This is a genomic window from uncultured Roseicyclus sp., from assembly GCF_937892565.1.
GTDB lineage: Bacteria > Pseudomonadota > Alphaproteobacteria > Rhodobacterales > Rhodobacteraceae > Roseicyclus.
In genome coordinates this window covers 34,439-60,015 of sequence record NZ_CALAHQ010000070.1, presented here as the reverse complement: position 1 = coordinate 60,015, position 25,577 = coordinate 34,439, and the positions used below count along the sequence as shown (strand labels likewise).

General features: G+C 63.3%; 27 protein-coding genes and 1 tRNA gene. 23 read left to right on the top strand and 5 right to left on the bottom strand.

All coding sequences use genetic code 11. From position 1 onward, the window contains the following. Window positions 1-89 precede the first annotated feature (89 nt). From Q0094_RS10000 to Q0094_RS09965, 8 genes are all read left to right on the top strand, one after another. The gene (locus Q0094_RS10000) at window positions 90-677 is read left to right on the top strand and encodes a riboflavin synthase (RefSeq protein WP_297618683.1); all 588 of its coding nucleotides are present in this window, start codon (window positions 90-92) and stop codon (window positions 675-677) included. Between the two features lie 173 nt (window positions 678-850). After that, complete coding sequence (locus tag Q0094_RS09995; RefSeq protein WP_297618645.1) at window positions 851-1,447, top strand: hypothetical protein; 597 nt, start codon at window positions 851-853, stop codon at window positions 1,445-1,447. 69 nt (window positions 1,448-1,516) lie between these two features. Continuing rightward, window positions 1,517-2,644: a 3,4-dihydroxy-2-butanone-4-phosphate synthase gene (gene ribB, locus Q0094_RS09990; RefSeq protein ID WP_297618643.1), complete on the top strand. Its 1,128-nt coding sequence runs from the start codon at window positions 1,517-1,519 to the stop codon at window positions 2,642-2,644. After that, complete coding sequence (locus Q0094_RS09985) at window positions 2,644-3,165, top strand: 6,7-dimethyl-8-ribityllumazine synthase (RefSeq protein ID WP_297618641.1); 522 nt, start codon at window positions 2,644-2,646, stop codon at window positions 3,163-3,165. Before ribB ends, Q0094_RS09985 begins: the two co-directional genes overlap by 1 nt. Then, complete coding sequence (gene nusB, locus Q0094_RS09980) at window positions 3,162-3,662, top strand: transcription antitermination factor NusB (protein ID WP_297618639.1); 501 nt, start codon at window positions 3,162-3,164, stop codon at window positions 3,660-3,662. Before Q0094_RS09985 ends, nusB begins: the two co-directional genes overlap by 4 nt. A gap of 118 nt (window positions 3,663-3,780) precedes the next feature. After that, the gene (locus Q0094_RS09975; RefSeq protein ID WP_297618637.1) at window positions 3,781-4,701 is read left to right on the top strand and encodes a calcium/sodium antiporter; all 921 of its coding nucleotides are present in this window, start codon (window positions 3,781-3,783) and stop codon (window positions 4,699-4,701) included. A 105-nt stretch (window positions 4,702-4,806) separates the two neighbouring features. Further along, window positions 4,807-5,121: a hypothetical protein gene (locus tag Q0094_RS09970; RefSeq protein ID WP_297618634.1), complete on the top strand. Its 315-nt coding sequence runs from the start codon at window positions 4,807-4,809 to the stop codon at window positions 5,119-5,121. Window positions 5,122-5,421: 300 nt separating this feature from the next. Continuing rightward, window positions 5,422-5,886 carry an MmcB family DNA repair protein gene (locus tag Q0094_RS09965; protein WP_297618630.1) on the top strand — a complete coding sequence of 155 codons (465 nt, stop codon included), beginning with the start codon at window positions 5,422-5,424 and terminating at the stop codon, window positions 5,884-5,886. Here Q0094_RS09965 and Q0094_RS09960 read toward each other — a convergent pair. Beyond that, the gene (locus Q0094_RS09960) at window positions 5,883-6,080 is read right to left on the bottom strand and encodes a DUF6324 family protein (RefSeq protein WP_297618627.1); all 198 of its coding nucleotides are present in this window, start codon (window positions 6,078-6,080) and stop codon (window positions 5,883-5,885) included. The genes Q0094_RS09965 and Q0094_RS09960 overlap by 4 nt on opposite strands. 115 nt (window positions 6,081-6,195) lie before the next feature. Here Q0094_RS09960 and Q0094_RS09955 point away from each other — a divergent pair. The 10 genes from Q0094_RS09955 (at window position 6,196) to Q0094_RS09910 (ending at window position 17,530) form a co-directional block, all read left to right on the top strand. After that, window positions 6,196-6,272: transfer RNA gene (locus Q0094_RS09955), tRNA-His, on the top strand. 179 nt (window positions 6,273-6,451) lie between these two features. Then, window positions 6,452-7,108 (top strand): hypothetical protein, encoded by a 657-nt coding sequence (locus tag Q0094_RS09950; protein ID WP_297618625.1) that lies wholly within the window; start codon window positions 6,452-6,454, stop codon window positions 7,106-7,108. Between the two features lie 274 nt (window positions 7,109-7,382). Continuing rightward, window positions 7,383-9,020, top strand: coding sequence for a flotillin domain-containing protein (locus Q0094_RS09945; RefSeq protein ID WP_297618622.1), 1,638 nt, complete (start codon window positions 7,383-7,385; stop codon window positions 9,018-9,020). A 62-nt stretch (window positions 9,021-9,082) separates the two neighbouring features. Then, window positions 9,083-10,330: a transporter substrate-binding protein gene (locus Q0094_RS09940; RefSeq protein WP_297618619.1), complete on the top strand. Its 1,248-nt coding sequence runs from the start codon at window positions 9,083-9,085 to the stop codon at window positions 10,328-10,330. 121 nt (window positions 10,331-10,451) lie between these two features. Beyond that, window positions 10,452-11,321, top strand: coding sequence for a branched-chain amino acid ABC transporter permease (locus Q0094_RS09935; RefSeq protein ID WP_297618617.1), 870 nt, complete (start codon window positions 10,452-10,454; stop codon window positions 11,319-11,321). Next, window positions 11,318-12,361, top strand: coding sequence for a branched-chain amino acid ABC transporter permease (locus Q0094_RS09930; protein WP_297618615.1), 1,044 nt, complete (start codon window positions 11,318-11,320; stop codon window positions 12,359-12,361). Before Q0094_RS09935 ends, Q0094_RS09930 begins: the two co-directional genes overlap by 4 nt. Beyond that, window positions 12,358-13,086 carry an ATP-binding cassette domain-containing protein gene (locus tag Q0094_RS09925; protein ID WP_297618612.1) on the top strand — a complete coding sequence of 243 codons (729 nt, stop codon included), beginning with the start codon at window positions 12,358-12,360 and terminating at the stop codon, window positions 13,084-13,086. Before Q0094_RS09930 ends, Q0094_RS09925 begins: the two co-directional genes overlap by 4 nt. Further along, window positions 13,083-15,470, top strand: coding sequence for an amidase (locus Q0094_RS09920; protein ID WP_297618609.1), 2,388 nt, complete (start codon window positions 13,083-13,085; stop codon window positions 15,468-15,470). The genes Q0094_RS09925 and Q0094_RS09920 overlap by 4 nt, the downstream gene beginning before the upstream one ends. Window positions 15,471-15,491: 21 nt before the next feature. Continuing rightward, window positions 15,492-17,204, top strand: a complete 1,713-nt coding sequence (locus Q0094_RS09915) for an AMP-binding protein (protein WP_297618607.1) — start codon at window positions 15,492-15,494, stop codon at window positions 17,202-17,204. A gap of 29 nt (window positions 17,205-17,233) precedes the next feature. Beyond that, window positions 17,234-17,530: an antibiotic biosynthesis monooxygenase gene (locus Q0094_RS09910; protein ID WP_297618605.1), complete on the top strand. Its 297-nt coding sequence runs from the start codon at window positions 17,234-17,236 to the stop codon at window positions 17,528-17,530. 5 nt (window positions 17,531-17,535) lie between these two features. On the opposite strand, the gene Q0094_RS09905 is transcribed toward Q0094_RS09910, so the two are convergent. From Q0094_RS09905 to Q0094_RS09895, 3 genes are all read right to left on the bottom strand, one after another. Then, entirely contained in the window at window positions 17,536-18,297 is a 762-nt protein-coding gene (locus Q0094_RS09905) for an SDR family oxidoreductase (RefSeq protein ID WP_297618602.1), read from the bottom strand. A gap of 24 nt (window positions 18,298-18,321) precedes the next feature. Then, complete coding sequence (locus Q0094_RS09900; RefSeq protein WP_297618599.1) at window positions 18,322-19,305, bottom strand: acetamidase/formamidase family protein; 984 nt, start codon at window positions 19,303-19,305, stop codon at window positions 18,322-18,324. 186 nt (window positions 19,306-19,491) lie between these two features. After that, a complete protein-coding gene (locus Q0094_RS09895; protein WP_297618597.1) occupies window positions 19,492-19,809 on the bottom strand; it encodes a DUF6476 family protein in 318 nt (105 codons plus the stop codon). On the opposite strand from Q0094_RS09895, the gene Q0094_RS09890 reads away from it, so the two are divergent. The 5 genes from Q0094_RS09890 to Q0094_RS09870 all read left to right on the top strand — a co-directional run bounded on the left by Q0094_RS09890 (window position 19,808) and on the right by Q0094_RS09870 (window position 23,601). Beyond that, window positions 19,808-20,839, top strand: a complete 1,032-nt coding sequence (locus Q0094_RS09890) for an RluA family pseudouridine synthase (protein ID WP_297618596.1) — start codon at window positions 19,808-19,810, stop codon at window positions 20,837-20,839. The genes Q0094_RS09895 and Q0094_RS09890 overlap by 2 nt on opposite strands. A gap of 156 nt (window positions 20,840-20,995) precedes the next feature. After that, window positions 20,996-21,892 carry an RNA polymerase sigma factor RpoH gene (rpoH, locus tag Q0094_RS09885; RefSeq protein ID WP_297618593.1) on the top strand — a complete coding sequence of 299 codons (897 nt, stop codon included), beginning with the start codon at window positions 20,996-20,998 and terminating at the stop codon, window positions 21,890-21,892. Window positions 21,893-22,011: 119 nt separating this feature from the next. After that, a complete protein-coding gene (locus tag Q0094_RS09880; protein WP_297618590.1) occupies window positions 22,012-23,001 on the top strand; it encodes a Gfo/Idh/MocA family oxidoreductase in 990 nt (329 codons plus the stop codon). Beyond that, window positions 22,991-23,296 (top strand): DUF4389 domain-containing protein, encoded by a 306-nt coding sequence (locus tag Q0094_RS09875; protein ID WP_297618587.1) that lies wholly within the window; start codon window positions 22,991-22,993, stop codon window positions 23,294-23,296. The genes Q0094_RS09880 and Q0094_RS09875 overlap by 11 nt, the downstream gene beginning before the upstream one ends. A gap of 59 nt (window positions 23,297-23,355) precedes the next feature. Further along, window positions 23,356-23,601, top strand: coding sequence for a CDGSH iron-sulfur domain-containing protein (locus tag Q0094_RS09870; RefSeq protein ID WP_297618584.1), 246 nt, complete (start codon window positions 23,356-23,358; stop codon window positions 23,599-23,601). Window positions 23,602-23,627: 26 nt separating this feature from the next. On the opposite strand, the gene Q0094_RS09865 is transcribed toward Q0094_RS09870, so the two are convergent. Beyond that, window positions 23,628-25,457: a M3 family oligoendopeptidase gene (locus tag Q0094_RS09865; RefSeq protein WP_297618581.1), complete on the bottom strand. Its 1,830-nt coding sequence runs from the start codon at window positions 25,455-25,457 to the stop codon at window positions 23,628-23,630. Between the last annotated feature and the right edge of the window lie 120 nt (window positions 25,458-25,577).

The following is a 25,577-nucleotide window of genomic DNA, read 5'->3' as shown; positions in this document are numbered from 1 at the left end:
CCGCCACCCGCCATGCGGCGGCGCGGCCTCTTGAAGCGGGGGGGCATGCGTGGTTTCTGGGCGCAGGAAAGATCAAGAGGGACAACGCCATGTTCACAGGCATCGTGACCGATCAAGGTGAGGTTCGCGCGCTCGACCACCGTGGCGATCTGAAGGTTCGGATCGGCACCGGCTACGACACATCCACAATCGAGATCGGCGCCTCGATCGCCTGCGACGGGGTCTGTCTGACGGTCACCGCTTTGGGGCCCGACTGGTTCGAGGTCGATGTCTCGGCGGAAAGCGTCTCGAAGACGGCGCTGGGCGATTGGGTGCCGGGGCGCAGGCTCAATCTTGAACGGGCGCTGCGTCTGGGCGATGAATTGGGCGGCCATATCGTGTCGGGCCATGTCGATGGTGTGGCCGAGGTGGTGGCGATGCACGATGAGGGCGCTTCGACCCGGATCACCTTTCGCGCACCCGATGCGCTTGCCCGCTTCATCGCGCCAAAAGGGTCGGTGGCGCTGAACGGAACCTCGCTGACGGTGAACGAGGTAAGCGGCGCGGACTTCGGGGTGAACCTGATCCCGCACACCAAGGCGGTGACCAACTGGGGCACGACCGCGCCGGGCGACCGGATCAATCTCGAGATCGACACGCTGGCACGCTATGTGGCGCGGTTGCAGGAATGGGGTTGAGGGGGCGGCGCCCTCCTCGCGCATGGCGGGGCCATGCCGTCGTCGGGCGCGCGCCGGCTGTGCCGTCGCGGCGCGGCCGGAGGGGCCGATCGCTTGTCCGGCCTTGCGCGGCGTGGGGCGTCGGATGCCTCCGGCGGGCGAATTGTTGAAGCTAAGAGGGCAGGGGGTGCTGCATGACCACGGATGGGGCGCCCCACGGGCTGGGGCATAATGGCGGCCCGACGATGGAGCCGGGCTTTGGCTTTCGCAAACTGGCCTGGACCAAGGCGCGGCGCGCGCTTTTGCCCAGCCTGCCCTTGGAGGTGGTCCGCCTGCGTGTGGCGCGGGCCAAACGGCTTGGGCTTCCCTATCAGACCTATGCCACGATCCGCGCCACATCGGGCCATGATATCGTGGCCTTCTTGTTTTCGGGCAATGCGCTGGATCTGAGGCCGGGACGGGTGGCGATGCCGGTGGGTGTGGCCGAACGGCTCGAGACGCTGTCGGGGGCGGTCGAGCGTTTGGCGGCAGTCTATGCACCCAGCAGGCCCCAGGATCTGTCCGCGGTCCATCCCGATCTGTTCGAAGCGGTCGGCGCCGCACCCGGTTTCACCGCATCATGGCGCGAAACGCGCGCGGCGCTCACAAGCCTGCTGGCCCACAGGCGCTTGCCGCGTGATGGGGTGGTTCTGGTCGCGGCCACGGGGATCGAACGGGGCTGGTCGGGGGCAGCGGGCCTTGCCGGTGTGATCGATCGCGAGATGCTGTTTGCCGCAGGGCCCCCAGCCTAGCGGCGGCCTAGTCATGGCCGGGCGGATGGTCTATCTGGCGGCGAACACTCGCGCGAGAGGACGGGCAAGATGCAAACCTTCGAACAGCCGGGACCGGTCGAACGGGACTGGTCGCAAGCGATTTCCCCGATCGAGGAAATCCTCGAAGAGGCCCGCAATGGCCACATGTTCATTCTTGTCGATCATGAGGATCGCGAGAATGAGGGCGATCTGGTGATCCCCGCGCAATGGGCCACGCCCGATGCGATCAATTTCATGGCCACCCATGGGCGCGGGCTGATCTGTCTGTCGATGACATCGGCGCGGATCGACCAGCTGGGGCTGCCCTTGATGTCGACCAACAATTCCTCGCGCCATGAAACGGCCTTTACCCTGTCGATCGAGGCGCGCGAAGGTGTGACCACGGGCATTTCGGCGGCGGACCGTGCGCGCACGGTGCAGGTGGCGATCGATGCCAGCCGGGGCGCGGCCGATATCGCCACGCCCGGCCATGTGTTTCCGCTGCGCGCCCGCGATGGCGGGGTGCTGGTGCGGGCGGGCCATACGGAGGCGGCGGTCGACATCAGCCGTCTGGCGGGGCTGAACCCCTCGGGCGTGATCTGCGAGATCATGAACGAGGATGGCAGCATGGCGCGGCTGCCCGATCTGGTGGCGTTTGCACAGCGCCACAACCTCAGGATCGGCACGATCAGCGATCTGATTTCCTATCGCCGGCGGCACGACAATCTGGTGAAGATGCGCCAGGAGCAGACCATCACCAGCGAGTTCGGTGGCGACTGGACCATGCGCATCTACACCGACGAGACGCAGGGTGCCGAACACATCGTGCTGATCAAGGGCGACATCGGCGGGCCGGCGCCGGTTCTGGTGCGCATGCATGCGATGGATCCGCTGCTGGATGTGGTTGGTGTCGGCCCAAAGGGGCGGGCGGACGAGTTCGGCGATGCCATGCGCCTGATCGCGGCCGAGGGGCGCGGCGTGCTGGTCTTGCTGCGCGATCTGACGATGAAGCTGGTGGTCGGGGACGAGGTCAGCCCCCAGACCCTGCGCCAATACGGGCTGGGCGCGCAGATCCTGTCATCGCTGGGGATCAGCGACATGATCTTGCTCAGCAATTCCCCCAAACCCAAGGTCGTGGGTCTGGAAGCCTATGGGCTGTCGATCATGGGCACCCGCAAGATCTCGGAGCTTGGATAATGGCCGGACATTCCGACAATGACATGGGGCTGCCGGCGTTCGACAAGCCCGTCAGGATCGCCATCGTGATCGCCCCCTATTACACCGCCATCGCGCATGCACAGATCGCTGCGGCGACAGCCGTTCTGGATCAGGCGGGCGCCACCCATCAGGTGATCGAGGTGCCCGGTTCGCTCGAGATTGCCACGGCCATCGCCATCGCGCATCGTCTGGCCGAATTCGATGGCTATGTGGCGCTGGGCTGTGTGATCCGGGGGGCCACCAGCCATTACGATGTGGTCGTCAACGAAAGCAGCCATGCGCTGACCATGCTGGGGTTGCAGGGCCTGTGCATCGGCAATGGCATCATCACGGTCGAAACCCGCGATCAGGCCGAGGAACGCGCCGATGCGGCGCGGCTGAACACCGCGGGGGGGGCGGCGGCGGCGGCCCTGCACCTGATCGCGTTGACGCGGACCTTTGCCAAGCCTAAAGGCGGCGTCGGCTTCCAGCCCCGATCCGAAAGCAAAGCGACATCATGACAAGCGAAGACGCGACAGCGCCGCGCCCCAAGGGCATCAGCCGCGAAGAGCGCCGCCAGATGCGCTCGGCCGCGCGGCTTTATGCGGTGCAGGCGCTGTTTCAGATGGAAGCCTCGGGTCAGATGGTGCAAACGGTGCGCCGCGAGTTTGAAACCCATCGCTTTGGCGCGGTCTATGACGGCGAAGAGATGGCCGAGGGCGACCCCGATCTCTTTGCCAAGACGCTGGAGGATGCGGTCAATTTTCAGGCCCGGATCGATCAGATGACCGATCGGGCGCTGGTGGCGAAATGGCCCATCGCACGCATCGATCCCACCTTGCGCGCGCTGTTTCGGGCCGCGGGCGCCGAATTGACCCAAGGTGCCGCGCCGCCCAAGGTGGTGATCAGCGAATATGTCGATGTCGCGCGCGCCTTTTTCCCCGAAGGCCGCGAGCCGGGTTTCGTCAACGCCGTTCTCGATCACATGGCGCGTGAGGCGAGGCCCGAAGCGTTCTGAAATGATCTTGCATGAATAATGCGGGTCGGGCCCCCTTGCCGCCCTGTGGCGGCCACCCATCTCATCACAAACGCGTGTGTGCGGATGCGCCAGCGCCGGATCAAGGGAACAGTCAGACATGAATGCCGTGATGATGGTGGCCGGGCTGGCCATGTTGCTGGTCGGGGGCGAAGGCCTCGTGCGGGGTGCTGTGGCGTTTGCCACGCGGATGCGATTGCCCATGGCGGTCGTGGGGGCGGTGGTCTTGGGGTTTGGCACATCCATGCCCGAGATGCTGACGTCGCTTTCGGCGGCGCTGTCGGGGGCGCCGGGGATCGCGATCGGCAATGTGTTGGGCTCCAATATCGCCAATATCGTCCTGATTTTGGGCGTTGCCGCTGTGATCGCCGCGATCCCGACCGACACCGCCGAAACCGAGGATCGTGTCTGGTTGGTCGTGGCAACCGTTCTTGGCATCGGTGTGATCATGATCGGGGCCGATATCGGCCGCATCGAGGGGATGATCCTTCTGGGTGCGCTGGCGGTCTATCTTTGGCGCGCGCTTGGGCGCGATGCCACGATGGAACCTGTCCCCGAAGTTGTGCAGATGGGGCCGGGGATGATCGCGCTTTATCTCTTGGTGGGCTTGGGCATTCTGGTCAGCGGTGCCTGGCTCTTGGTCGAGGGTGCCACGGGGATAGCGCGCGCCTTTGGCGTCAGTGAAACCCTGATCGGGCTGACCATCGTTGCGGTGGGCACGTCGTTGCCGGAACTGGCGACCAGCATCATTGCCGCCCGGCGTGGCGAGGCCGGGCTGGCCTTGGGCAATGTGCTGGGGTCGAATGTGTTCAACATTCTGGCCATTCTGGGTCTGACGGCGGTGATCGTGCCGATCCCGGTGCCGGCCGATCTGTCGATGCTGGATCTTGGGCTGGTGGCGGGAACGGCGCTGTTGCTCATTGGGGCGCTGACGTTGGGGCGGATCGGGCGTGGCATGGGTCTTTTGTTTCTTGCCGTCTATGCGGCCTATATCGGGTGGCTGGCGCTGAACGCTGCCTGACTTTTGGGCAAGACAGCGCCGCAAACGCGATCAAGCGCCGCGCCCTCTTGTGCGCGGCGCAACGACCGCTACCTTTGGATGACACCAAGCCAAAGGATGCGTGCCATGCCCAAACACATCGCCTTCATTTTGCGTCACGCCTTGATTGGTTTTGCATTGGCGGTTGTGTTCGTGGGCTTGCTGTTGGTCTTTGATGTGGCGGGGCTGTGGCATCTGGTGACCCATACCGCCGAAGGGCCGATCGCACTTGTGATGCTGGTGGTGTTTTTTGCCATCACCTTTGGCGCGGTGCAGATCGGCTATCAGATCATGATGCTGGGCGACGATGATGATGATGATGACCAAGGCGGTCACCGCGCCCCGGAATTTCAGCGCGATGCGATCTTGGTGCGGGTGCGCGAGAGCCGCCAGCGCCGTTAAGCCGCCGCTGGGGGGCCAGCGCACACGCCGCCCCTTGCGGGGCGGCGTCTTGCTGTGACGGGGACCGCAGCAACCGTGGAGGCGTCAATTCCCGAGGACCTGGTTTTACAGGTGGGCGCCAGATAACCGGACCAGGATCCGGACAGAGCCAGCCCCCTCGGAAATGCTTAAGGCCACCGGAATTTTGCCACAGGCACGCGAAGAGCAGAGCCGTCACCCTTTCAGATAGGCCCCCGCGACCGCGCTGGCAAGTACCCAGCATGGCTTGCCAGCGTTCCCATTCTGTTCCAGTCTTGTGCCATGTCCCATTCCCCCGCCACTCCCGATCCTGTTGCCCCCGGTCAGCTTTTGGCGCGCGGCGTCTGTCGCCACTTGCGGGGCCATGATTTTGTGACCTTGGTGGAATTCACCCCCGAACGGGGCAAGCGGCTGGATGTCATGGCGCTGGGCCCCAAGGGTGAGCTTTGGGTGATCGAATGCAAATCAAGCCGCGCCGATTTCACCTCGGACGGGAAATGGGGTGGCTATCTGGAATGGGGGGATCGCTATTTCTGGGCGGTGGATGCGGATTTTCCCGCCGACCTCTTGCCCGATGGCACCGGTCTGATCATCGCCGATGCGTATGACGCCGCGATCTTGCGCATGGGGCCCGAGACGAAACTGGCGCCTGCAAGGCGGCGCGCGGTCATCCAGCGCTTTGCCCGACACGCCGCGCTGCGGCTTCAGGGGATGCGCGATCCCGGCGCGGGGCTGGGACCGCTCTAGCGCTTTTGCTTTGTCATGTTGCGCGCCAGAGCGGCGGCTGCGCGCAGCTCGTCGGCGATTTCCTCGGCCTCTTCGGGTTCGAAATCGAGCGGCAGATCAACACCATCGCCTTCGACATAGATGCGCACCATGCCAAGCGTCGTCGGTCCGATCTGCAGGTTGGCTGCGATCTCGCTTTCCTTGTTGATACCCATGTCCTGCACCTCCAAGCCCTGTGGCCGGGGTAGCCGCAGACGCGGCCAAGCGCAAGCGATGTGGTGGCCATGACCCCTTGCAATCGCGCCCTCGCTTGGCTATCCCACCCCTCGTGCCGGCGTAGCTCAGTTGGTTAGAGCGCCTGATTGTGGATCAGGAGGTCCCCCGTTCAAGCCGGGGCGCTGGTACCACCCACGGAAATCCCCCGCCCCCGTTTGTGATCGGCACAGCTTGGCCGGATGGCGCATCCAAGCGGCCGTGCCCGTTCCCGCACAAGATCAGCGCTGCATTTGCCAAGTGACATCCGCCCAAAGGCGGTCCAGTTTGCCTCAGGTGCCGCCCTCACCGGCGGCCGAATGGGGGGCACGGCATGATCTTGGTCACAGGGTTTCAAGGCTATGGCGGACGCAGCGCAAATCCATCCGAGGTGATCGCGCGGGCCCTGGACGGCACCCGCATTGCGGGAACGACGGTGCGCGGCCATGTCTTGCCTGTCGATTTCGCGGCCATGTGTGTCCAGATGCCGGCACTGATCGACGATGTGCGCCCACAGGTGATCTTGTCGCTGGGGCTTTGGCCCGGCGAGCCGATGCTGCGGATCGAACGGGTCGCTTCGAACTGGTCATGGTTCGAACTGCCCGACAACATCGGTCACCGCCAGAACGGCAAGGTGATCGAAGCCGGTCCCGACGGCTATCTGTCCACGCTGCCCGCCGATGCGATGCAGGCAGCGATTCGCGCCGCGGGTCTGCCGTGCCGTCAATCGGCAACTGCGGGAACCTATCTGTGCAACGCCACAACCTATGTCACGCTGCATCATTGCGCAGGGCATCACCCGGACAGTGTCGCCGGTTTCATGCATCTTCCCTACCTGCCCGCGCAGGTCGCAGATCTCTTGGATCAGATGGCGACCGACAGCCACCTCGAGATGCACCAACGCGCCGATTATGCCTCGATGCATCGTGACGACATGATCGCGGGCGTTTTGATCGGGTTGGAAACGGCCTGCCGTGAGTCGCGCATCTGACCCCGGCCGCGCCTTTTCGGATCGCCCGTTTTCGCACCAGATGGGCCAACCGGCGCCCGGGGATCGCTGCACGAAAGATCGGGGTCGGCCGAAACATGAAATAATCGATAATTCTCGTGACGCGCGCGCATCTGTCGATTGACAGGTTTTTCACACCCTGCGTACGTTGGGTCACGGAATCGAACGAACGTTCAATTAATGAGCCGGCTGTTCGGTCCAACAAGGTTCTGCGGTCTGACTGATCGACAGGCCAGCCTGAACGGGAGCGCGTCTGATGCTGGTGTTCGTAAGCCTCGTCATCCTTCTTATCGTCGTCATACTGGGTATTCTTTTCCTCAACCGCTACTATCGCAAGGCCACCCGCGAGGTCAGCCTTGTACGGACAGGTGCCGGTGGCCAAAGGGTCGTGCTGGATGGGGGCTGCATTGCCTTGCCCTTCTTGCACAAGGTATCCGAGGTCAACATGCGCACCACCAAGCTCGAGATCGAGCGGTTGGGGCCGAAATCCATCATCACGCGGGACCGCTTGCGCGTCGACATCGGGGCGGAATTCTATGTCCGCGTTCGGGCCTCGGCCGAAGGCGTCGCCACCGCCGCGCAGGCATTGGCGGGCAAATCCTTTCGGTCGGCCGATCTGGCGGAAATCCTTGAGGGCAAGCTGGTCGACGCCATGCTGTCGGTCGCCGCGCGCTACACGATGGATGAGCTGCAAGACAATCGCGCGGCCTTCGCGCGCGAGGTCTCGGAGGTGCTGTCCGACAATCTGGCGCAAAACGGTCTGCTGCTCGAATCCGTGTCGCTGACGCGGATCGACCAGACGCCATTCCACGCGCTCGACGAAAACAACGCGTTCAACGCGCTTGGCATGCGTCGTTTGGCCGAGATCATCGCGGTCAACAAGAAAGAGCGCGCCGTGATCGAAGCCGATGCCGAGGTGGCCGTGCGTCAAAGCCAGCTTGATGCCACCAAGCGCAAGCTCACGATCAGCCGCGAAGAAGAAGAGGCGATGATCACCCAGCATCGCGAGATCGAAATCGCGCGCTCGCGGTCGATGGCGGAAACCGCCGAAGAACAGGCAGCATCCGAAAAGCGCCGCGAGGCGGCCCGCATTTCGCGTGAACGCGAAGTGCGCCTGACCGAGATCGGCAAAGACCGCGAATTGCGCGAAAAGACACTTGCCGCGGAATTGGCCACCGCGCTGACCAGGACCGAAAACGCCGTGCGGCTGGCCGCAAAGCGTGTCGAAGAAGCCCATGCCGAAGCCGAAGCCATCGCCGCCACCGCAGCCGGGGCCGAGGCAGAGGAAAAGGTGCGCACCATCCGCGAACAAGCCGCGGCAGACCGCGACAAGGTTCTGGCCTTGATCAGAGCGGCCGAACAGGCCGAGGTCGACGACACCCGCGTGCGGTCCGAAGTCGGCACGATGCTGGCCATGGCCGAAGCAGAAGCCAAGGCCATGCTGGAGCGTGCACAAGCGCAAAAGGCCAAGCTGATTGCCGAGGCCGAGGGCCGGTCGGCGGTCATCACCGCCGAAAACACGCAAAGCTCCGAACTGATGGCCATGAAGCTTGACGAGGCGCGCATTCGCACCCTTCCCGATGTGGTCGAGCGCATGCTCAAGCCCGCCGAAAAAATCGAAAGCATCCGCATCAACCACATCACCGGAATGGGCCGTTCGGGCACCGCTGGTGGCGAAGGTGGCGGCAGCAGCGAGGGCGGCACGGTCAACCAACTGGTCGATGGTGTCTTGTCGATGGCCCTGCAATTGCCCGCTGTCCAGAGACTGGGCGAAGAGGTGGGCATGAATATCGGTGACGGGGTGCGCGGCGTCGCCGCACAACTCGATCGCCGCAGCAGCGGGGCAGCCCGCACCAAGAAAACGGATGAAAAACCGTCTGAGTCCAAGGACTGATCACGCGGTTTTCCCCGCAGGGGACACCGCAGATGCAACACACCAACAGGAGAAAGACCGCTATGACTTTTTCGCGTAGAAGCTTCCTTGCAGGGTCCTCGGCGCTGGCCTTGTCTTCGGCTCCGATCATCGGGCGCGCACAGGGCAGCGACAAGATCCTCTTTGCCTCCATCCTCGATCTGTCGGGGGGCCTTGATATCTACGGCACCGCGATGGCCGACGCCACCAGCCTTGCCATCGACGATATCAACGCGGCGGGCGGTCTGCTGGGCCAGGAGGTCGAGCTGAAGATGTATGACGCTCAGTCCACCATCCAGTTCTACACCCAGTATGCGACCCAAGCCGCCGCGGGCGACCGCGCCGCAACGGTGCATGGTGGCATCACCTCGGCCAGCCGTGAAGCGATCCGCCCGACGCTTGCGCGCTTTCGCACCATGTATTTCTACAACACCCAATACGAAGGCGGCGTGTGCGACTTCAACAACTTCTGCACGGGCTCCACGCCGGCGCAGACGGTGGCAAAGGTCGTGCCCTATGCGATGAACAAATGGGGCAAGAAAGCCTACATCATCGCGGCAGACTACAATTATGGCCAGATCATCGCGCAATGGGTGGACCGTTTCGTGCGTGAGAACGGCGGCGAAACCGTTGCGATCGAATTCTTCCCGCTCGACGTCACGAATTTCGGACCCACGATCAACAAGATCCAGCAAGCCAAGCCCGATCTGGTGTTCTCGGGCCTTGTGGGTGGCGCGCATGTGTCGTTCTACCGTCAGTATGCCGCGGCCGGCATGAATGCGGAGATCCCGATCGCCTCGACCACCTTCGGGATCGGCAACGAGCACAAGCTGATCTCGGCCGAGGAAGGCAACGGGCTCCTGGCGGCCTATTCCTACTTCGAAGGCGTGCAGAATGCCGAAAACGCGGCCTTCCTTGCGCGGATGGACGCAAAATTCGGCGCAAACCGCGCAACGATGAACGAATTGAGCGTGCGCTCCTACGAGGGTGCGATGCTCTGGGCAGAAGCCGTCAAGCTGGCCGGCAGCATCGATCATGCCGAAGTGTCGGCGGCGCTGAAATCCGGTCTGACCTTCAACGGACCCTCCGGCCCGATCACCATCGACCCGCAGACCAACCACGCGATCCAGAACGTCGTGCTGGGCGAATTGCAGGATCAGGAATTCAACATCGTCGAAAGCTACGAGGCGCAACCGCCCTCCGACACGCAGCTTGTGTGCGATCTGAATGCCGATCCGACCCTGTCGACCTTCTACTTCGAAAATGGACTGGCGGCCGCCGGGATCGATTGATCCACAGGCTCTGCCACGCCGACTTGCCGCCGGGGGCGTTTGACCCCGGCGGCTCTACCGACGCGCCCCGCGCCCGCAACCCGATGGTTCCGCCGCGGCCCAGACATTGACGGAGAGCCCCTTGGATCTCGTTGCTGCGATCGGCCTGCAACTGGCTTATGTCATCGCGAACCTCGCGCTGATCAGTCTGGGCCTTGCGATCATCTTTGGCATGATGCGTGTGATCAACCTGGCACATGGAGAATTCCTGATGCTGGGGGGCTACACCGTCGTCGTGGCGACCAATGCGGGTGTGAACATCTGGGTGGCCATGCTGATTGTCGCGCCCCTGGTGGTGGGCATCATCGGTGTGATCGTGGAACGATTGCTGATCCGCTGGCTCTATGGCCGGATGGTCGATACGCTGCTGGCCACATGGGGCTTGTCGCTGTTGCTGGTGGGGCTTGTCACGTCGATCTTCGGCGCCTCCACCGCGACGACCGTGGCGCCACCCCTTGGGGCGATCCGCATCGGGTCTTATTCGGCGTCGGGATATGAGCTGTTCTTGATCCTGATCACGCTTGTCCTTCTGGTTCTGGTCTGGCTGACGCTGCGGTTCACCAAGCTGGGGCTCCTGGCGCGCGGCACGATGCAGAACGCACAGATGGCCTCGTCTTTGGGGGTCTCGACCAGCCGCATCTACATGATCACCTTTGGCTTGGGCGCCGCAGTATCGGGGTTGGCGGGGGCCTTGCTGGCACCGATGACCGGGGTCTTGCCCACCATCGGGGCCACCTACATCGCCAAGGCCTTCATCACGGTGATTTCGGGCGGCTCGGCCATTCTTGCGGGGACCGCGACGGGCTCGGTCCTGCTGGGGGGGCTGAACGGTATCTTCACCTTCATCGCGGGATCGACCTTCGGTGAGATTGCGCTTCTGCTGGCCGCCATCCTTCTGCTGCGTCTGATGCCGCGCGGGATCACCGGCCGCTTTTTCCGGAAATCGCTATGAACAGCGGCATGTTGCGCCAGATGCGCCCGACCTTTTTCTACGCCCTGTTGGGGTTGGTGTTCATGTTTGTCGCACCCCAGGTGCTGCAACTGTTCACCATCATCAACCTGACCACCGCCATCGCGCTGGCCGTGCTTGCGCTCAGCCTTGCGCTGATCTGGGGCTATGGCGGCATCTTGTGCTTTGGGCAGGTCGCCTTTTTCGGGCTGGGCGCATATGTCTACACCATTTCCGCGATCAATTTCGGCGGCTCGACCTGGGCCATCGTGATGGCGGTGCTGGTCACCTCGGCCTTTGCGGCGGCGCTGGGCTATTTCATCTTTTTTGGCCGGGTGTCCGACGTTTATCTGGGCGTGATCACGCTGACGGTCACGTTGATCTTCTTTTCCTTGATCCGGCGCACATCCGGCCCGGAATACAAGATCGGCAACGCCTTGCTGGGTGGGTTCAACGGTGTGTCATCGCCGCCCATCAACCTGCCATGGAACACCAGCCAGTTCCTGTTTCCCGAACATGTCTTTTATGTCGCCATGGCGGCGCTCATCATCTGTTATGTTTTCGCGGGCTGGCTGGTGAACACCAAATTCGGCCGCGTCTGCGTGGCGATCCGCGAGAACGAATTGCGCGCCGAGTTGCTTGGGTACGACTCGCGGCTTTACAAGCTGGGCATCTTCACGATCGGCGCGGGCATCGCCGCCATTGGCGGGGTGCTGTTTTGCAATGGCGTGGGACGGATCACACCCGATGTGTTCAACCTCTACAATGCGGCGCTCACGATCATCTGGGTCATCGTGGGTGGGCGCGGCACGCTGATCGGGCCAATCGGGGCAACATTTGCCTTGTTCTACCTGACCTCGGCGCTGGGTGGCCAAAGCGTGTTGAACAACAATCTGGTGCTGGGCGCCATCTTGATCGTCTTCGTGCTTTTGGTGCCCAAGGGCGTCGCCCCGACGGTGATCGATTGGGTGAACGCGCGCCGCAAGACGGCTCCGGTGCGCGTGCGCCGCCGCCGTGGCGCGCGGGCGGAGGGAACGGAATGACACGGCAACGTGGCGATGTGGTGCTGGAAACGCGTGGGCTGTGCATGCATTTCGGTGGCGTGCGGGCGGTCGACCAGGTCGATTTCACCCTGTTCGACCGTGAATTGCGTTGCCTGATCGGCCCGAACGGTGCGGGCAAATCGACGTTTTTCAAATGTCTGACCGGCCAACTGACCCCCAGCGCCGGTGAGGTGATGATCCGCGGACAGGCCATGACCGGGGCGGAACCCTTTGAGGTGGCCAGCCTTGGCGTGGGGATCAAGACACAGGTTCCAAATGTCTTTGACGGGCTGACGGCCGAGGAAAACATCTGGATCTCGGCCCGTCGCTGGCATGATGAACGGCGCACGCGTGCGGTGACGGCGGACACCATCGAACGGCTGCGTCTGGGCGATATCCGCCGGATGCAACTGGGGCGTCTTGCGCATGGTCAGCGGCAATGGGTGGAATTGGGCATGGTGGTCGCGGCCGAACCATGGCTGGTGCTGCTCGACGAACCCGCCGCCGGCATGACGCATGATGAAACCTTTCGCACGGCCGAATTGATCGAAGAGATCAACAAGACATCGGCCTTGATCGTGGTCGAACATGACATGCAGTTCATCCGCATGATCTCGCGCACGGTCACGCTGTTTCACGAGGGCCGCATCCTGATGGAGGATACGATGGACGCCATCTCGGCGGACAAGCGCGCGCGCGAAGTTTATCTGGGGCATCGGGCATGAGCGCGCTTTTGAAGGTATCGGGCCTGCGGGCCGGTTACGGCCGGGTGCCGGTGTTGCATGGCGTGGATCTGACCGTCAACGAGGGCGAGATTCTGGGCGTGCTGGGCCATAATGGCATGGGCAAGTCCACGCTTTTGAAAACCCTGATGGGGATCATCCCGGCCACCGCCGGCAGCATGGTCTTTGACGGGCAGGACATGGCGCGCACCCGGTCATCGGGCCGGGCGCAGCTGGGCATCGGCTATGTGCCCCAAGGGCGGGGCATTTTCCCAAACCTCAGCGTGCGCGACAATCTGCGGATGGGTGTCGCAGCCCATGACATGGACGAAGACAGCGCCATCGACCGCGTCATGGCGGATTTTCCCCGCCTTGAACGTCTATTGGACCGTGAGGGTGGCGCGCTGTCGGGCGGTGAGCAGCAATTGCTCGCGCTGGCACGCTGTCTGGTCTCGGAACCGGACCTGATCTTGCTTGATGAACCGACCGAGGGCATCCAACCCTCGATCATCGACGAAATCATCGATCTTCTGAAGGAACTCAACCGCCGTGAGGGGCTCAGCATCGTTCTGGTCGAACAAAGCCTCGATTTCATCACGGCCCTGTCGCACCGGGTCTTGCTGATCCAGAAGGGCAAGATCATGGGCGAGGTGGCCGGGTCCGAGGCCGCCGATCCTGCCTTGATCGAAGAATTCACCGGCTTTGGGGCGGGCGCGGGCAAAACCGCCAAACCTGCGCCCAAGATTGCCACCGCGTCCACGGCCGACCGCGCGTCTGCGCCGCCCGCACAGCCGCACGCGCCCAAAGCCCAGCCTCAAACCCCAGCTCACCGCGCCACCGCACCGGCACCGCTGCAACAAAGGATGTCCTACATGACCGTCCAGCGCCCCACCCATTCCCAGATGAAGGCGATCGTGGCCGAATTGGGCATGAACATGTCGGATGCCCGCATTCAGGAATTTCTTGATGTGATGCAAGGCACGCTTGATGCCTATGATGTGGTCGACGCGCTGCCCGATTATCTGCCGCCGGTTCTCTACCCGCGCACGTCGGGCCATCGGCCGACCGCGGACGAAAATCCGATGAACGCATGGTATGTCAAGACCGAGATCAAGGGCGCGCCGCGCGGTCCCTTGTTGGGGCGCAGCGTCGCCTTGAAAGACAACGTCTGTCTGGCCGGTGTGCCGATGATGAACGGCGCATCCACGCTCAAGGGATATACCCCCGACATCGATGCCACGATCGTGACGCGGCTTCTGGATGCGGGCGCCACCATCGTCGGCAAGGCGCATTGCGAATATTTCTGTCTCTCGGGCGGCAGCCATACCAACGCAACGGGGGCGGTTCATAACCCGCACAAGCCGGGCTATTCGGCGGGGGGGTCTTCGTCGGGCTCTGGCGCGCTGGTCGGGGCGGGGCTGGTCGATATGGCCATCGGCGGCGATCAGGGTGGCTCGATCCGCATGCCGGCCTCTTTTTGTGGTGTCTACGGGATGAAGCCGACCCATGGTCTGGTGCCCTATTCCGGCATCATGCCGATCGAGAACACCATCGACCATGCAGGGCCGATGACGCAGACCGTGATGGACAACGCCTTGATGCTGGAAGTGATCGCCGGGGCCGATGGCCTTGACCCGCGCCAGTATGACGTGGTCACCGACCGCTACACCGCTGCGGTCAACCGCGGTGTGTCCGGCTTGCGGATCGGGATCGTCAAGGAGGGCTTTGGCCACGCACAATCCGAGGCGGGCGTGGATGCCAAGGTTCGCGCCGGGGCCGACATGTTCCGCCGTCTGGGGGCCACCGTGGACGAGATTTCCATCCCATGGCACCTGCATGGCATTTCGATCTGGACCCCGATCGGGCTTGAGGGCCTGACCAACCAGATGATGCTGGGCAATGGTTTTGGCACGGGGTGGGAGGGGCTTTATACCACATCCTTGCTGGATTATCATTCGAACTGGCGCAGCCGCGCCGATGAGCTGTCGGATACCTTGAAGATTTCGATGCTGGTCGGTCAGTATCACCTCAAGCACACGCGCGGGCGCTATTATGCCAAGGCCCAGAACCTGTCGCGGCAACTGCGCGAGGAATACAACAAGGTCTTTGCCTCTTATGATCTGTTGCTCATGCCGACCACGCCGATGAAGGCGACCCCCTTGCCGCCCGCCGATGCCAGCCTTGAGCTGTGGTGCCAGCGGGCCTTCGAGATGCTGGCCAATACCGCGCCCTTCGATGTGACCGGTCACCCGGCGATGTCGATCCCCTGCGGCATGGTGGATGGGCTGCCTGTCGGGCTGCAATTGGTCGGCCGGCGTTACGAGGAAAGCACGATCTATCGCGCCGCCGGCGCCTTTGAACAGGCTGGTGACTGGCGCAAACTGTAAGTCTGGAAAGGGCTTGGGAACATGTCGGCAAGGGTCACATCGCGGCCGGGCATCCGGCCAGCCAATGGATTGTCGCATGTGGCGGGTTCCACCGACCGCCCGCTGATCGACGCGACGATCCCCGCATTTCTGGCCGAGGTGGTGCGCCGGCATGGCGCGCGCACGGCGGCCGTCTTTCGGCAGACCGGTGATCGCTGGAGCTATGATGAATTTGCCCGGCTGATCGACCGTCTGGCGGCGGGTCTGCTCTCGGTCGGCGTCTACAAGGGCGACCGGGTCGGCATCTGGTCGCCCAACCGTCCCGAATGGCTGCTGGCGCAATTCGCCACGGCCCGGATCGGCGCGATTCTGGTGAACATCAACCCGGCCTATCGCACATCGGAACTGGAATATGCGCTGAACAAGGCGGGCGTGTCCGCCCTGATCGTGGCACCGCAGTTCAAATCGTCCAACTACATGGCGATGCTGACGGAACTCGCACCTGAAATGGCAAGCTGCCCGCCGGGCCGGTTGCACGCCGCGCGGCTTCCTGCCTTGCGCAGCGTGGTGCAGTTGGGGCCCAAACCGCGCCCCGGGGCCTTTGCCTTTGACGAGGTCATGGACCGTGGCAATCGCGCGCTGCGCACCCGACTGGATGCGATCAGCGCCACCCTGAACCCCGATGATGCCATCAACATCCAGTTCACAAGCGGCACCACGGGCGCGCCCAAGGGCGCAACGCTGAGCCACCGCAACATCGTGAACAACGCCATCTCGACCGCACGGGCCATGCGGCTGCAACCGGGCGAGGGGTTGTGCATTCCCGTGCCCTTCTATCATTGCTTCGGCATGGTTCTGGGCAATCTGGCGGCCTGTTCCTATGGCGTGGCGATGGTCATTCCCGGTGAATCCTTTGATGCCCGCGATACGCTGGCCGCCATCGATGCCGAAGCCTGCGCGGCCGTTCACGGCGTGCCGACGATGTTTCAGGCCATGCTCGATCATCCCGAGTTCGACAGCTTCGACATGCGATCCCTGCGCACCGGCATCATGGCCGGCGCGCCATGCCCCGAACCGCTGATGCGGCGGGTGATGGAACGCATGCATTGCCGCCAGATCACCATCGGCTACGGCATGACCGAAACCAGCCCGATTTCCTTTCAATCCGCCGTCGATGATCCGGTGGACCGCCTTGTGTCGACCGTGGGCCGCATCCAGCCCCATGCCGAATGCAAGGTCGTCGGGCCCGATGGCCGCACCCTGCCCGTGGGCCAGCAGGGCGAATTGCTGACGCGCGGCTATCTGGTGATGAAGGGCTATTGGAACGACCCCGAACGCACCGCCGAGACGATCCAGCGCGGCTGGATGCATACGGGCGATCTGGCCACCATCGACGCCGAGGGCTATTGCCGCATCACCGGCCGGTCCAAGGACATGCTGATCCGTGGCGGCGAAAACGTCTATCCCGCCGAGGTCGAGGAATTCCTGTCCACCCATCCCGATATCTCGCAGGCCCAGGTCTTTGGCATCCCCGACGCCAAATATGGCGAAGAGGTCGCGGCATGGCTGATCTTGCGCCCCGGTGCCACCCTGACCGAAGACACCTTGCGCGATTGGTGTCGCGGCAAGGTCGCGCATTACAAGGTGCCGCGCTACATCCGCTTTGTAACCGAAATGCCGATGACGGTCACGGGCAAGCCACAAAAATTCATCATGCGCGACAAGATGATGGCTGATCTGGGCCTGACCGCCTGACCGCCTGATCGCCCCAAAAGGAGCCGTTCATGCACACACTGACCGCCATTTTGCGGGCCAGACCCGGCCACGAAGCCACGGTGAAAGCGGCCCTGTTGCAGGTGGGCGCGCATGTCCGGGCGCAAGAACCTGACACGGTCAGCTTCTATGTCACGCAATCCGCAAGCGACCCTTGCCTTTTTGTCACCCATGAACGCTTTGCCGACAGCGCGGCCATGGATCGGCACAATGATGGGGCGGGGTCCAAGGGGTTCTTTGCTCAGGCGGGTCACCTTCTCGATGGCCCCGTCACCGTGGTGACAGGGCCAGAGATCTTTTCAAGATAAACCGCTCAGAGCTGCACGCCCTTGGTCAGCGCACCATCGATCACCAGATTGGTGCCGCTGGTAAAGCTCGACGCGGGCGAGGCAAGAAACACCACGCCCCGCGCGATTTCTTCGGGCCGTGCCATCCGGCCCATCGGGTTCATCCCCAGGGCTTCCGCAAACAGGGCGGGGTTGTTTCTTTCGATCGACTGCCAGATGCCGCCGTCGAAATAGGTGTTGCCGGGCGATACGGTGTTGGCGCGGATGCCCTTGGGCGCCAGTTTCATCGCCAGACCTTGCGCATAATGCACCAGGGCCGCCTTGAAGGCGCCATAGGCCGGGCCGGTGAAATCCACCTCGCGCCCCGACACCGACGAGATCAGCGTGATCGACCCCGCCGTTGATTTTTCCAGCCAGGGCAGGGCTGCGTTCACCAGACGCACGGAATGCATCATGTCCGTCTCATAGCCGGCCTGCCATGCCGCCTCATCATCCGCAACCGCCAGCGCCGAGACATTGGCCACGATGATGTCGATGCCGCCCAAGGCGGCGGCGCTGTCTTGCACCCATGCCCTGAGGGCATGGGCATTGGACACATCGACCGCGCGCCCAAACGCATGGCCACCCTTGGCCTTGAGCGCTTCGACGGTGGCTGTCACGCCTGTGGCATCGCGCGCACACACCGAAACAGAGGCACCCTCGGCGGCAAAGATTTCGGCGCATTTCAGCCCGATCCCCTTGGTGCCGCCCGTGACCAGCGCCCGCAGGCCCTTTAATCCAAGATCCATCTTTCCACCCTTTGTTCGCCGGGCTTAGCCCAGATAAGTCTTCAGCATCGATGCACCCAGCGAATATTTCGGGTCCACCATGTTGCCCACACGCATCTTTCCAGCCTGTGTCGCAAGGAAATAGGCCTCTGATTGCTCAAAGCCGTAATCCTCCACCATCCAACGGATCAGGTCGCGGTAAGCCATCCGGGCCGCATCCTCCATCGGGCGGGCGCTGCCGACGGCCATGATGAAGTCTTCGGTTTCCAGCCGCACACCGGGGATGGACCAGCCCTTGATCAGGTCGATCTGGACCGTCACCGTGGCGGGAATTTCCACCGCCACGCCGCACAATTCGCCGTCACCCTGCCGGCCATGGCAATCGCCGATATAGAAAAACGCCTCATCGCGCTGCACGGGGAAATAGATCACCGCGCCCGGTGCCACATCGGGCAAATCCATGTTGCCGCCGTAATAGTCAGGCACCAGAGACGAGATCGCCTCAAGCTGGGGCGATACCCCCATCGTGCCCACGAAAGGCTCGTAGGGCAGGGTGATCTTGTCCGAGAATTGCACCCCATCCTCGGTGACCACCATCTTCTTGACGCGCTCGGGGATGGGGGCGTTCAGATGCGTCAGGCTGCTGGCGACAAGCCCGCCGAAATCGGGGATCAAGGCTGTCGTGCCAACCGGTTGCGGCCCGCGCGGCAAAAGGCTTTTGACATACACCGCCAGAACATCCCCCTTTTGCGCCCCCTTGACCGCAATCGGGCCGTTTTGCGGGTTCACAAAGGGCATGTTCAGCACCTTTGACGGCAGATCGGCTTCGGTTTTCACGGCACCGCCAAAGGCGTCCAGCGTTTCGACCGCCACGACATCACCCGGCGCGATGGTCATCACCGGGCTGGCATAGGGCCCATAGACGTAATGATAGGTTCCTTGTGCGCTTTCGCTCAGATGATGATGCGCGCCCTCGCGCGCCTGCGCCACGCCGCGCCGCCCCATGACCGAGGATGCAAGCCATGTCATTTCCGGTGTCCCTCCGTTCGGTTTTGTCCGTCCGAGGGTTAGGTTTTCTTGGCGGATTGGCAAGGCGGATCGGCGGGCAACAGACAAAAAACCGAACGTTTGTCCGATTTTCCTTCGCTGCCGGCCGTCGGCCCGAACGGCGCCTCCCGCGCGCGATCGCCCGTTGCGGCCGGGCCACGGGCCCGCTTATGGGCCGATGCGAAATTCCTGCACCGGCGCAAAGGTTTCGCTGTCATACACCCGGATCACACCATCATCGCCCACGATCACGCTGAAGCCATCGATCACGCTGATGCCCACGGCACCCACGCCATCGGGCAGCGTGAAATTGCCCGGCGCGACCAGCAGGGGGGCAGACCCTGCGTTCAGCCGGATGACAAGCAGCGCAACGATGGTTAAGACGCCAAGGATCATCACCGCGGTCAGCACCGTCACCAACCCCTTGAGAAATCGCAAGGAGGCGGGCAGCGTTTCGGGCAATTCCGCGTCAGGGGGCGTTTTCATGGCTTTGGCCACTCGCATCGTTACGGTCCTGATCGGCCCGGACCCGGCCAGCCGCCTTGATAAGGCACTGGGCGACGCCGTGCCAGAGGACGAAGCGCTCAGCCGCTCGCGGCTTGCGCGGCTGATTGCCGAGGGGGCCGTGGCGGTCAATGGCGTGGTCGTGACCGATCTGCGCGCCCGCGTGTCGCAAGACGACAGCGTCACCATCACCGTGCACGACGCAATACAGACCGACACAGCCCCCGAGGCCATAGCGCTCTCCATCGTTCACGAAGACGAGGATCTGATCGTGATCGACAAGCCCGCGGGCATGGTTGTCCATCCCGCGCCCGGATCGCCCGGCGGCACGCTGGTCAATGCGCTCTTGCATCATTTCGGTGGCAAGCTGTCAGGCATCGGCGGCGAAAAGCGCCCCGGCATCGTGCATCGGATCGACAAGGATACCAGCGGGCTGCTCGTGGTGGCGAAATCGGACCGCGCCCATCATGGGCTGGCGGCGCAATTTGCCGATCATTCGATCGAACGCGAATACATCGCGCTGTGCCATGGCGTGCCCGATGCGGGGGATCCGCGCCTGAACGGGGTGCGCGGCGTCAATTTCGAGCTGGGCGGCATTCTCAAGATCACCACCCAGCTGGCCCGCCACAAGACCGACCGCCAACGTCAGGCCGTGCTGTTTCAGGGCGGCCGCCACGCCGTCACAAGGGTGCGCGTGGACGAGGCGCTGGGCCCCGTGGCGCGGGTTTCGTGCCGCCTGGAAACCGGGCGCACCCATCAGATCAGGGTGCACATGACCCATGTGGGCCATGCGCTTCTGGGCGATCCGGTCTATGGGGGCAGCAGGCGCATTTCCGACAAGCTGGTGGGCGCCGATCTGGCCCGCGCGCTGAATGGCTTTTCGCGGCAGGCGTTGCATGCGGCGCGGCTGGGGTTTGTTCATCCCGTCACGGGGGACGAGATGGAATTCATCGCCGATCTGCCCGCCGATATGGACGCCCTGATACAGGCCCTGCGCGCGGCGCGTCTGTAACATCCGCACACAGCCCGGTGAGCTCACGCAAATGCGACTTGTTGCGGGCGGGCGCGGGGATCATTATCTGAACCCAACAGTTCACTTCCGCCTCTTGACGATAAGTTAACGCGCTTTACATGAATGTCATCGGAACCTGACAGGGGGTCCATACCCATGACCAGTTATGCCAATCTTCCAGCGCCATCGCCCGAACAGGGGCTCAACCGCTATCTTCAGGAAATCCGGCGTTTCCCGATGCTGGAACCCGAAGAGGAATACATGCTTGCCAAGCGCTGGGTCGAAGATCAGGACCGCAACGCGGCCCACAAGCTTGTCACCTCGCATCTGCGTCTGGCCGCCAAGATCGCGATGGGCTATCGCGGCTACGGTCTGCCGCAGGCCGAGGTGATCTCGGAGGCGAATGTCGGCCTGATGCAGGCGGTCAAGAAATTCGACCCCGAAAAGGGCTTTCGCCTTGCCACCTATGCGATGTGGTGGATCCGCGCCTCGATCCAGGAATATGTCCTGCGGTCCTGGTCGCTGGTCAAGCTGGGCACCACCAGCGCGCAGAAAAAGCTGTTTTTCAACCTGCGCAAGGCCAAGGCGCGCATCGGTGCGCTGGAAGAAGGCGATTTGCGGCCCGAAAATGTCGCGCGCATCGCCCATGATCTGGGCGTGACCGAGGTTGAGGTCATTTCGATGAACCGCCGTCTGTCGGGGGGGGATGCCTCGCTGAATGCCACGATCGGCGCGGATGAGGATGGATCGACGCAATGGCAAGACTGGCTGGAAGACACCGATGCCGATCAGGCCGGCGATTATGCCGAGCGCGAGGAATATGAAAGCCGGATGGCCTTGATGGCTGATGCCATGACGGTCCTGAACACGCGCGAGCGGGAAATCCTGACCCAGCGCCGCCTGCGCGACGACCCCGTCACGCTCGAGGATCTGTCGGCCGTCTACAATGTCAGCCGCGAACGCATCCGCCAGATCGAGGTGCGCGCCTTTGAAAAGCTGCAAAAGCGCATGCGCGACCTGGCCCGGGACCAAGGGATGCTGGCCAGCGCCTGATCTCTGCGGCTGATGCGTGTTTGGCGGCGCGGGGGCGATCCTCGCGCCGTCTTGCGTTCCGGCGTGCCGCCTGTTCCTGTGCGCATCCGACAGGGTCGTGGCAATCGGAGGGACTATAGATGACGGACCATATCCGCTGGGGCATTCTGGGCGCATCCGGCTTTGCGCTGAAAACCATGGCCCCTGCCTTGAACGAGGCACGCCGGTCGCGGCTTGTGGCGGTGGCCACCCGCGACCCGGCGCGCGCCGAACCCTTCGCCGCCATCGCGCCGGGCCTGGTCATCCATGACAGCTATGACGCGCTTCTGGCCGATCCGGGCATCGACGCGGTCTATATCCCGCTGCCCAATGCGCTGCATGTCGACTGGTCGATCCGCGCGGCGCAAGCGGGCAAGGCTGTCTTGTGCGAAAAACCCATCGCGCTGTGCGCGGCCGATTTCGACGCGCTCATTGCGGCGCGTGAGGCCACCGGATGTCTGATCGCCGAAGCCTGGATGCCCGCCCATCACCCGCAATGGGCCCTTGTGCGCGATCTGATCGCCAAGGGCACGCTGGGCGCGCTGTACAGTGTCACGGGCGTCTTCACCTATGGTCTGGACGATCCGGGCAACATCCGGTTGTCGGCCGATCTGGCGGGCGGCGCGCTGCGCGATGTGGGGGTCTATCCCATCGGCGCTTTCCGCTTCGCCACGGGGCTTGAGCCGGAAATCCTGTGGGCGGACGCGATCATCGAAAATGGCGTCGATACCTCGGCCTGGGTGCAGGCACGCGCGGGCGATATCCGCTTCTCCTTCCATGTCTCGATGCGCACCACCCGCTATCAGGCCATGGTCTTCGAAGGCAGCCGTGCCCGCCTGTCGGTGATGGCCCCGTTCAACCCCGGCCAATATGGTCAGGCCGATGTGATCTTGGCTGCCGACGGGGAGCCCGACCGCGTCTTTGCCTTTCCCGATGCGCGGCAATACGCCCGTCAGGTCGAAGCTTTTGCTGCCACCCTTCTCGACGGCGCCGAATTCGCCTATCCTCTGGAGGCCGCGCGCGGCACACAGGTTGCCATCGACGCGGTATTTGCATGGCTCAAGACGAAAGGTGTCGGGGATGGATCGTAACGAGGATGCGCAGTTTGCGGGGCGGTTGACGGGTGAACAGCCCGATACGCCCAAGGAGTCGATGGGGCTTCGCTTTCTGTATTTGGTGCTGATCTCGATCATGCTCAGCCTGAGCCACACGGTGCTGGCGGTTCTGACGGTGGTGCAATTCATCATCATGCTGGTCAACACCGGCGAAAAGAACCAACGACTGGCCAATTTCGGCACCGATCTGGGCATCTGGATGGCCAAGGCCGCGCGCTATCAATCGGCCGCCTCGCCGGTCAAGCCATGGCCCTGGACCGATCTGGATTGACGCAAGGCCCGCGCGACCCATCTGGTGGTGCCGAAAATCCAGCCACAGGAGCAGGCCAGATGTCAGACGACGCGCCGATCATTGCGCAAAAATCCCCCTTTGCGGTCGATGTGACCGAAGGCAAGACCTATTTCTGGTGCAGTTGCGGCCGCTCGCAAAACCAGCCCTTTTGCGACGGCTCGCACAAGGGCACGCCATTCCAGCCGCAGAAATGGACCGCCGAAAAAGACGGCCGCGCCTTTTTCTGTGGCTGCAAGGCCAGCGCCAAGGCACCGCTCTGCGATGGGGCGCACAACCGGCTCTGACCCCGCCGGGGTGGGGATGGGGGGCGTCAGCCCTCCATCGCCTCCAACTCGTCGATAAAGCCCTCGATCATCGCCAACCCCTTGTCCCAGAACGCGGGGTCGGATGCGTCAAGACCAAAGGGGGCCAACAGCTCTTTGTGGTGCTTCGATCCGCCAGCCCTGAGCATGGCGAAATACTTGTCCTCGAACCCCGGCGTGCCTTCGGCATAGACGGCGTAAAGCGCATTCACCAAGCCGTCGCCAAAGGCATAGGCATAGACGTAAAAAGGCGAATGCACGAAATGCGGGATATAGGCCCAGAAGCGGTCATATCCCTCCATGAAATCAAACACCGGCCCAAGGCTTTCGGCCTGCACGCTCATCCACAGCGCGCCGATGTCGTCGGGGGTCAATTCGCCCGCCCGGCGCGCGGCGTGCAGCTTGCACTCGAAATCATAGAACGCGATCTGGCGGACGACCGTGTTGATCATGTCCTCGACCTTGCCCGCCAGCAGCACCTTGCGCGTGGCCGGATCCCTGGCTTCGGCCAGCATCTTGCGAAAGGTCAGCATCTCGCCGAACACGCTTGCGGTTTCGGCCAGCGTCAGCGGCGTGGCCGACAGCAATTCGCCCTGTTCGGCCGCCAGCCGCTGATGCACCCCATGGCCCAGCTCATGGGCCAGCGTCATCACATCGCGCGGTTTGCCCAGATAGTTCAGCATCACATAGGGGTGCACATCGCTGACCGTCGGATGGGCAAACGCGCCCGGCGCCTTGCCATCCTTGACGGCGGCATCGATCCAGCCTTGGGTGAAAAACGGCTCGGCCAAGGCGGCCAGATCGGGGTGGAACCCGTCATAGGCGCGGCTGACCAGCGCGCGGGCCTCTTCCCAGGGAAAGATGCGGGTTTCCTGCATCGGCAGGGGCGCGTTGCGATCCCAGATCTGCAGCCGCTCCAACCCCAGCCAGCGCGCTTTCAGCGCGTAATAGCGATGCGACAGGCGCGGATAGGCCGCCACCACCGCATTGCGCAGCGCCTCGACCACCTCGGGCTCGACATGGTTGGACAGATGCCGCCCCATCTGCGGGCTGGGCAGCTTGCGCCAGCGGTCCGAGATTTCTTTCTCCTTGGCCAGCGTGTTGTGGACCCGCGCAAACAGCGGCAGCTTTTCGCCAAACGCATGGGCCAGCGCATGCGCGCCCGCTTCGCGCCGGGCGCGAACCGGATCGGTCATCAGGTTCAGCGTCGCCTCGATGCCCAGCGTTTCGCCTTCGACCTCGAACTCCATCCCGGCGATGGTCTCGTCAAACAGCTTGTTCCACGCGCTTGCGCCCACCACCGATTGATCGTGCACGAACCGCTCCAGCTCATCGGACAGCTGATAGGGCGCCATGGCGCGCATCCGGTCAAACACGGGGCTGTAGCGGACCAGATCGGCATCCGCGCCAAAGATGCTGCGATAGCGCGCCTCGGGGATGCGGTTGAATTCCAGACTGAAGAACACCAGGGCCGTGGTGCAGGCGGTGATGCGGTCTTGCATGTCCGACATGAACTTGGCGCGCTGCGGGTCGGTGGTGTGCTGGTAATAGCGCAATCCCGCATAGGACATGATCCGCCCGGCCACCCGATCGATCGTCTCGTAGCGGCGCACACAGGCCAGCATCGCCGCGCTGTCGAGCGTCGCGAGATGGCCCTGATAGCTTTGTGCAAAGCCCGCACATTCCCCCTCCAGCCATTCCAGATCGCGCCGAAGTTCCGGCGCATCGGGCGCGCTGTAGAGATCGGACAGATCCCATTCCGGCAAGCGGCCCAGCGGCACGCCCCCTGCATCCGTGACAGCATCGCGGGCAATCGGGGCAGAACGGGAAAGCGGCATGGCGGACCTCATGAAGCGGATGTTTGTTCCGATATGCCCCGCTGCGCCCAAGGTCTCAACCCGCCGCAGACCCGCAGCATGAGAGATTTCCAAAAATCCCGTGGCAAACCGGCCCAAAGG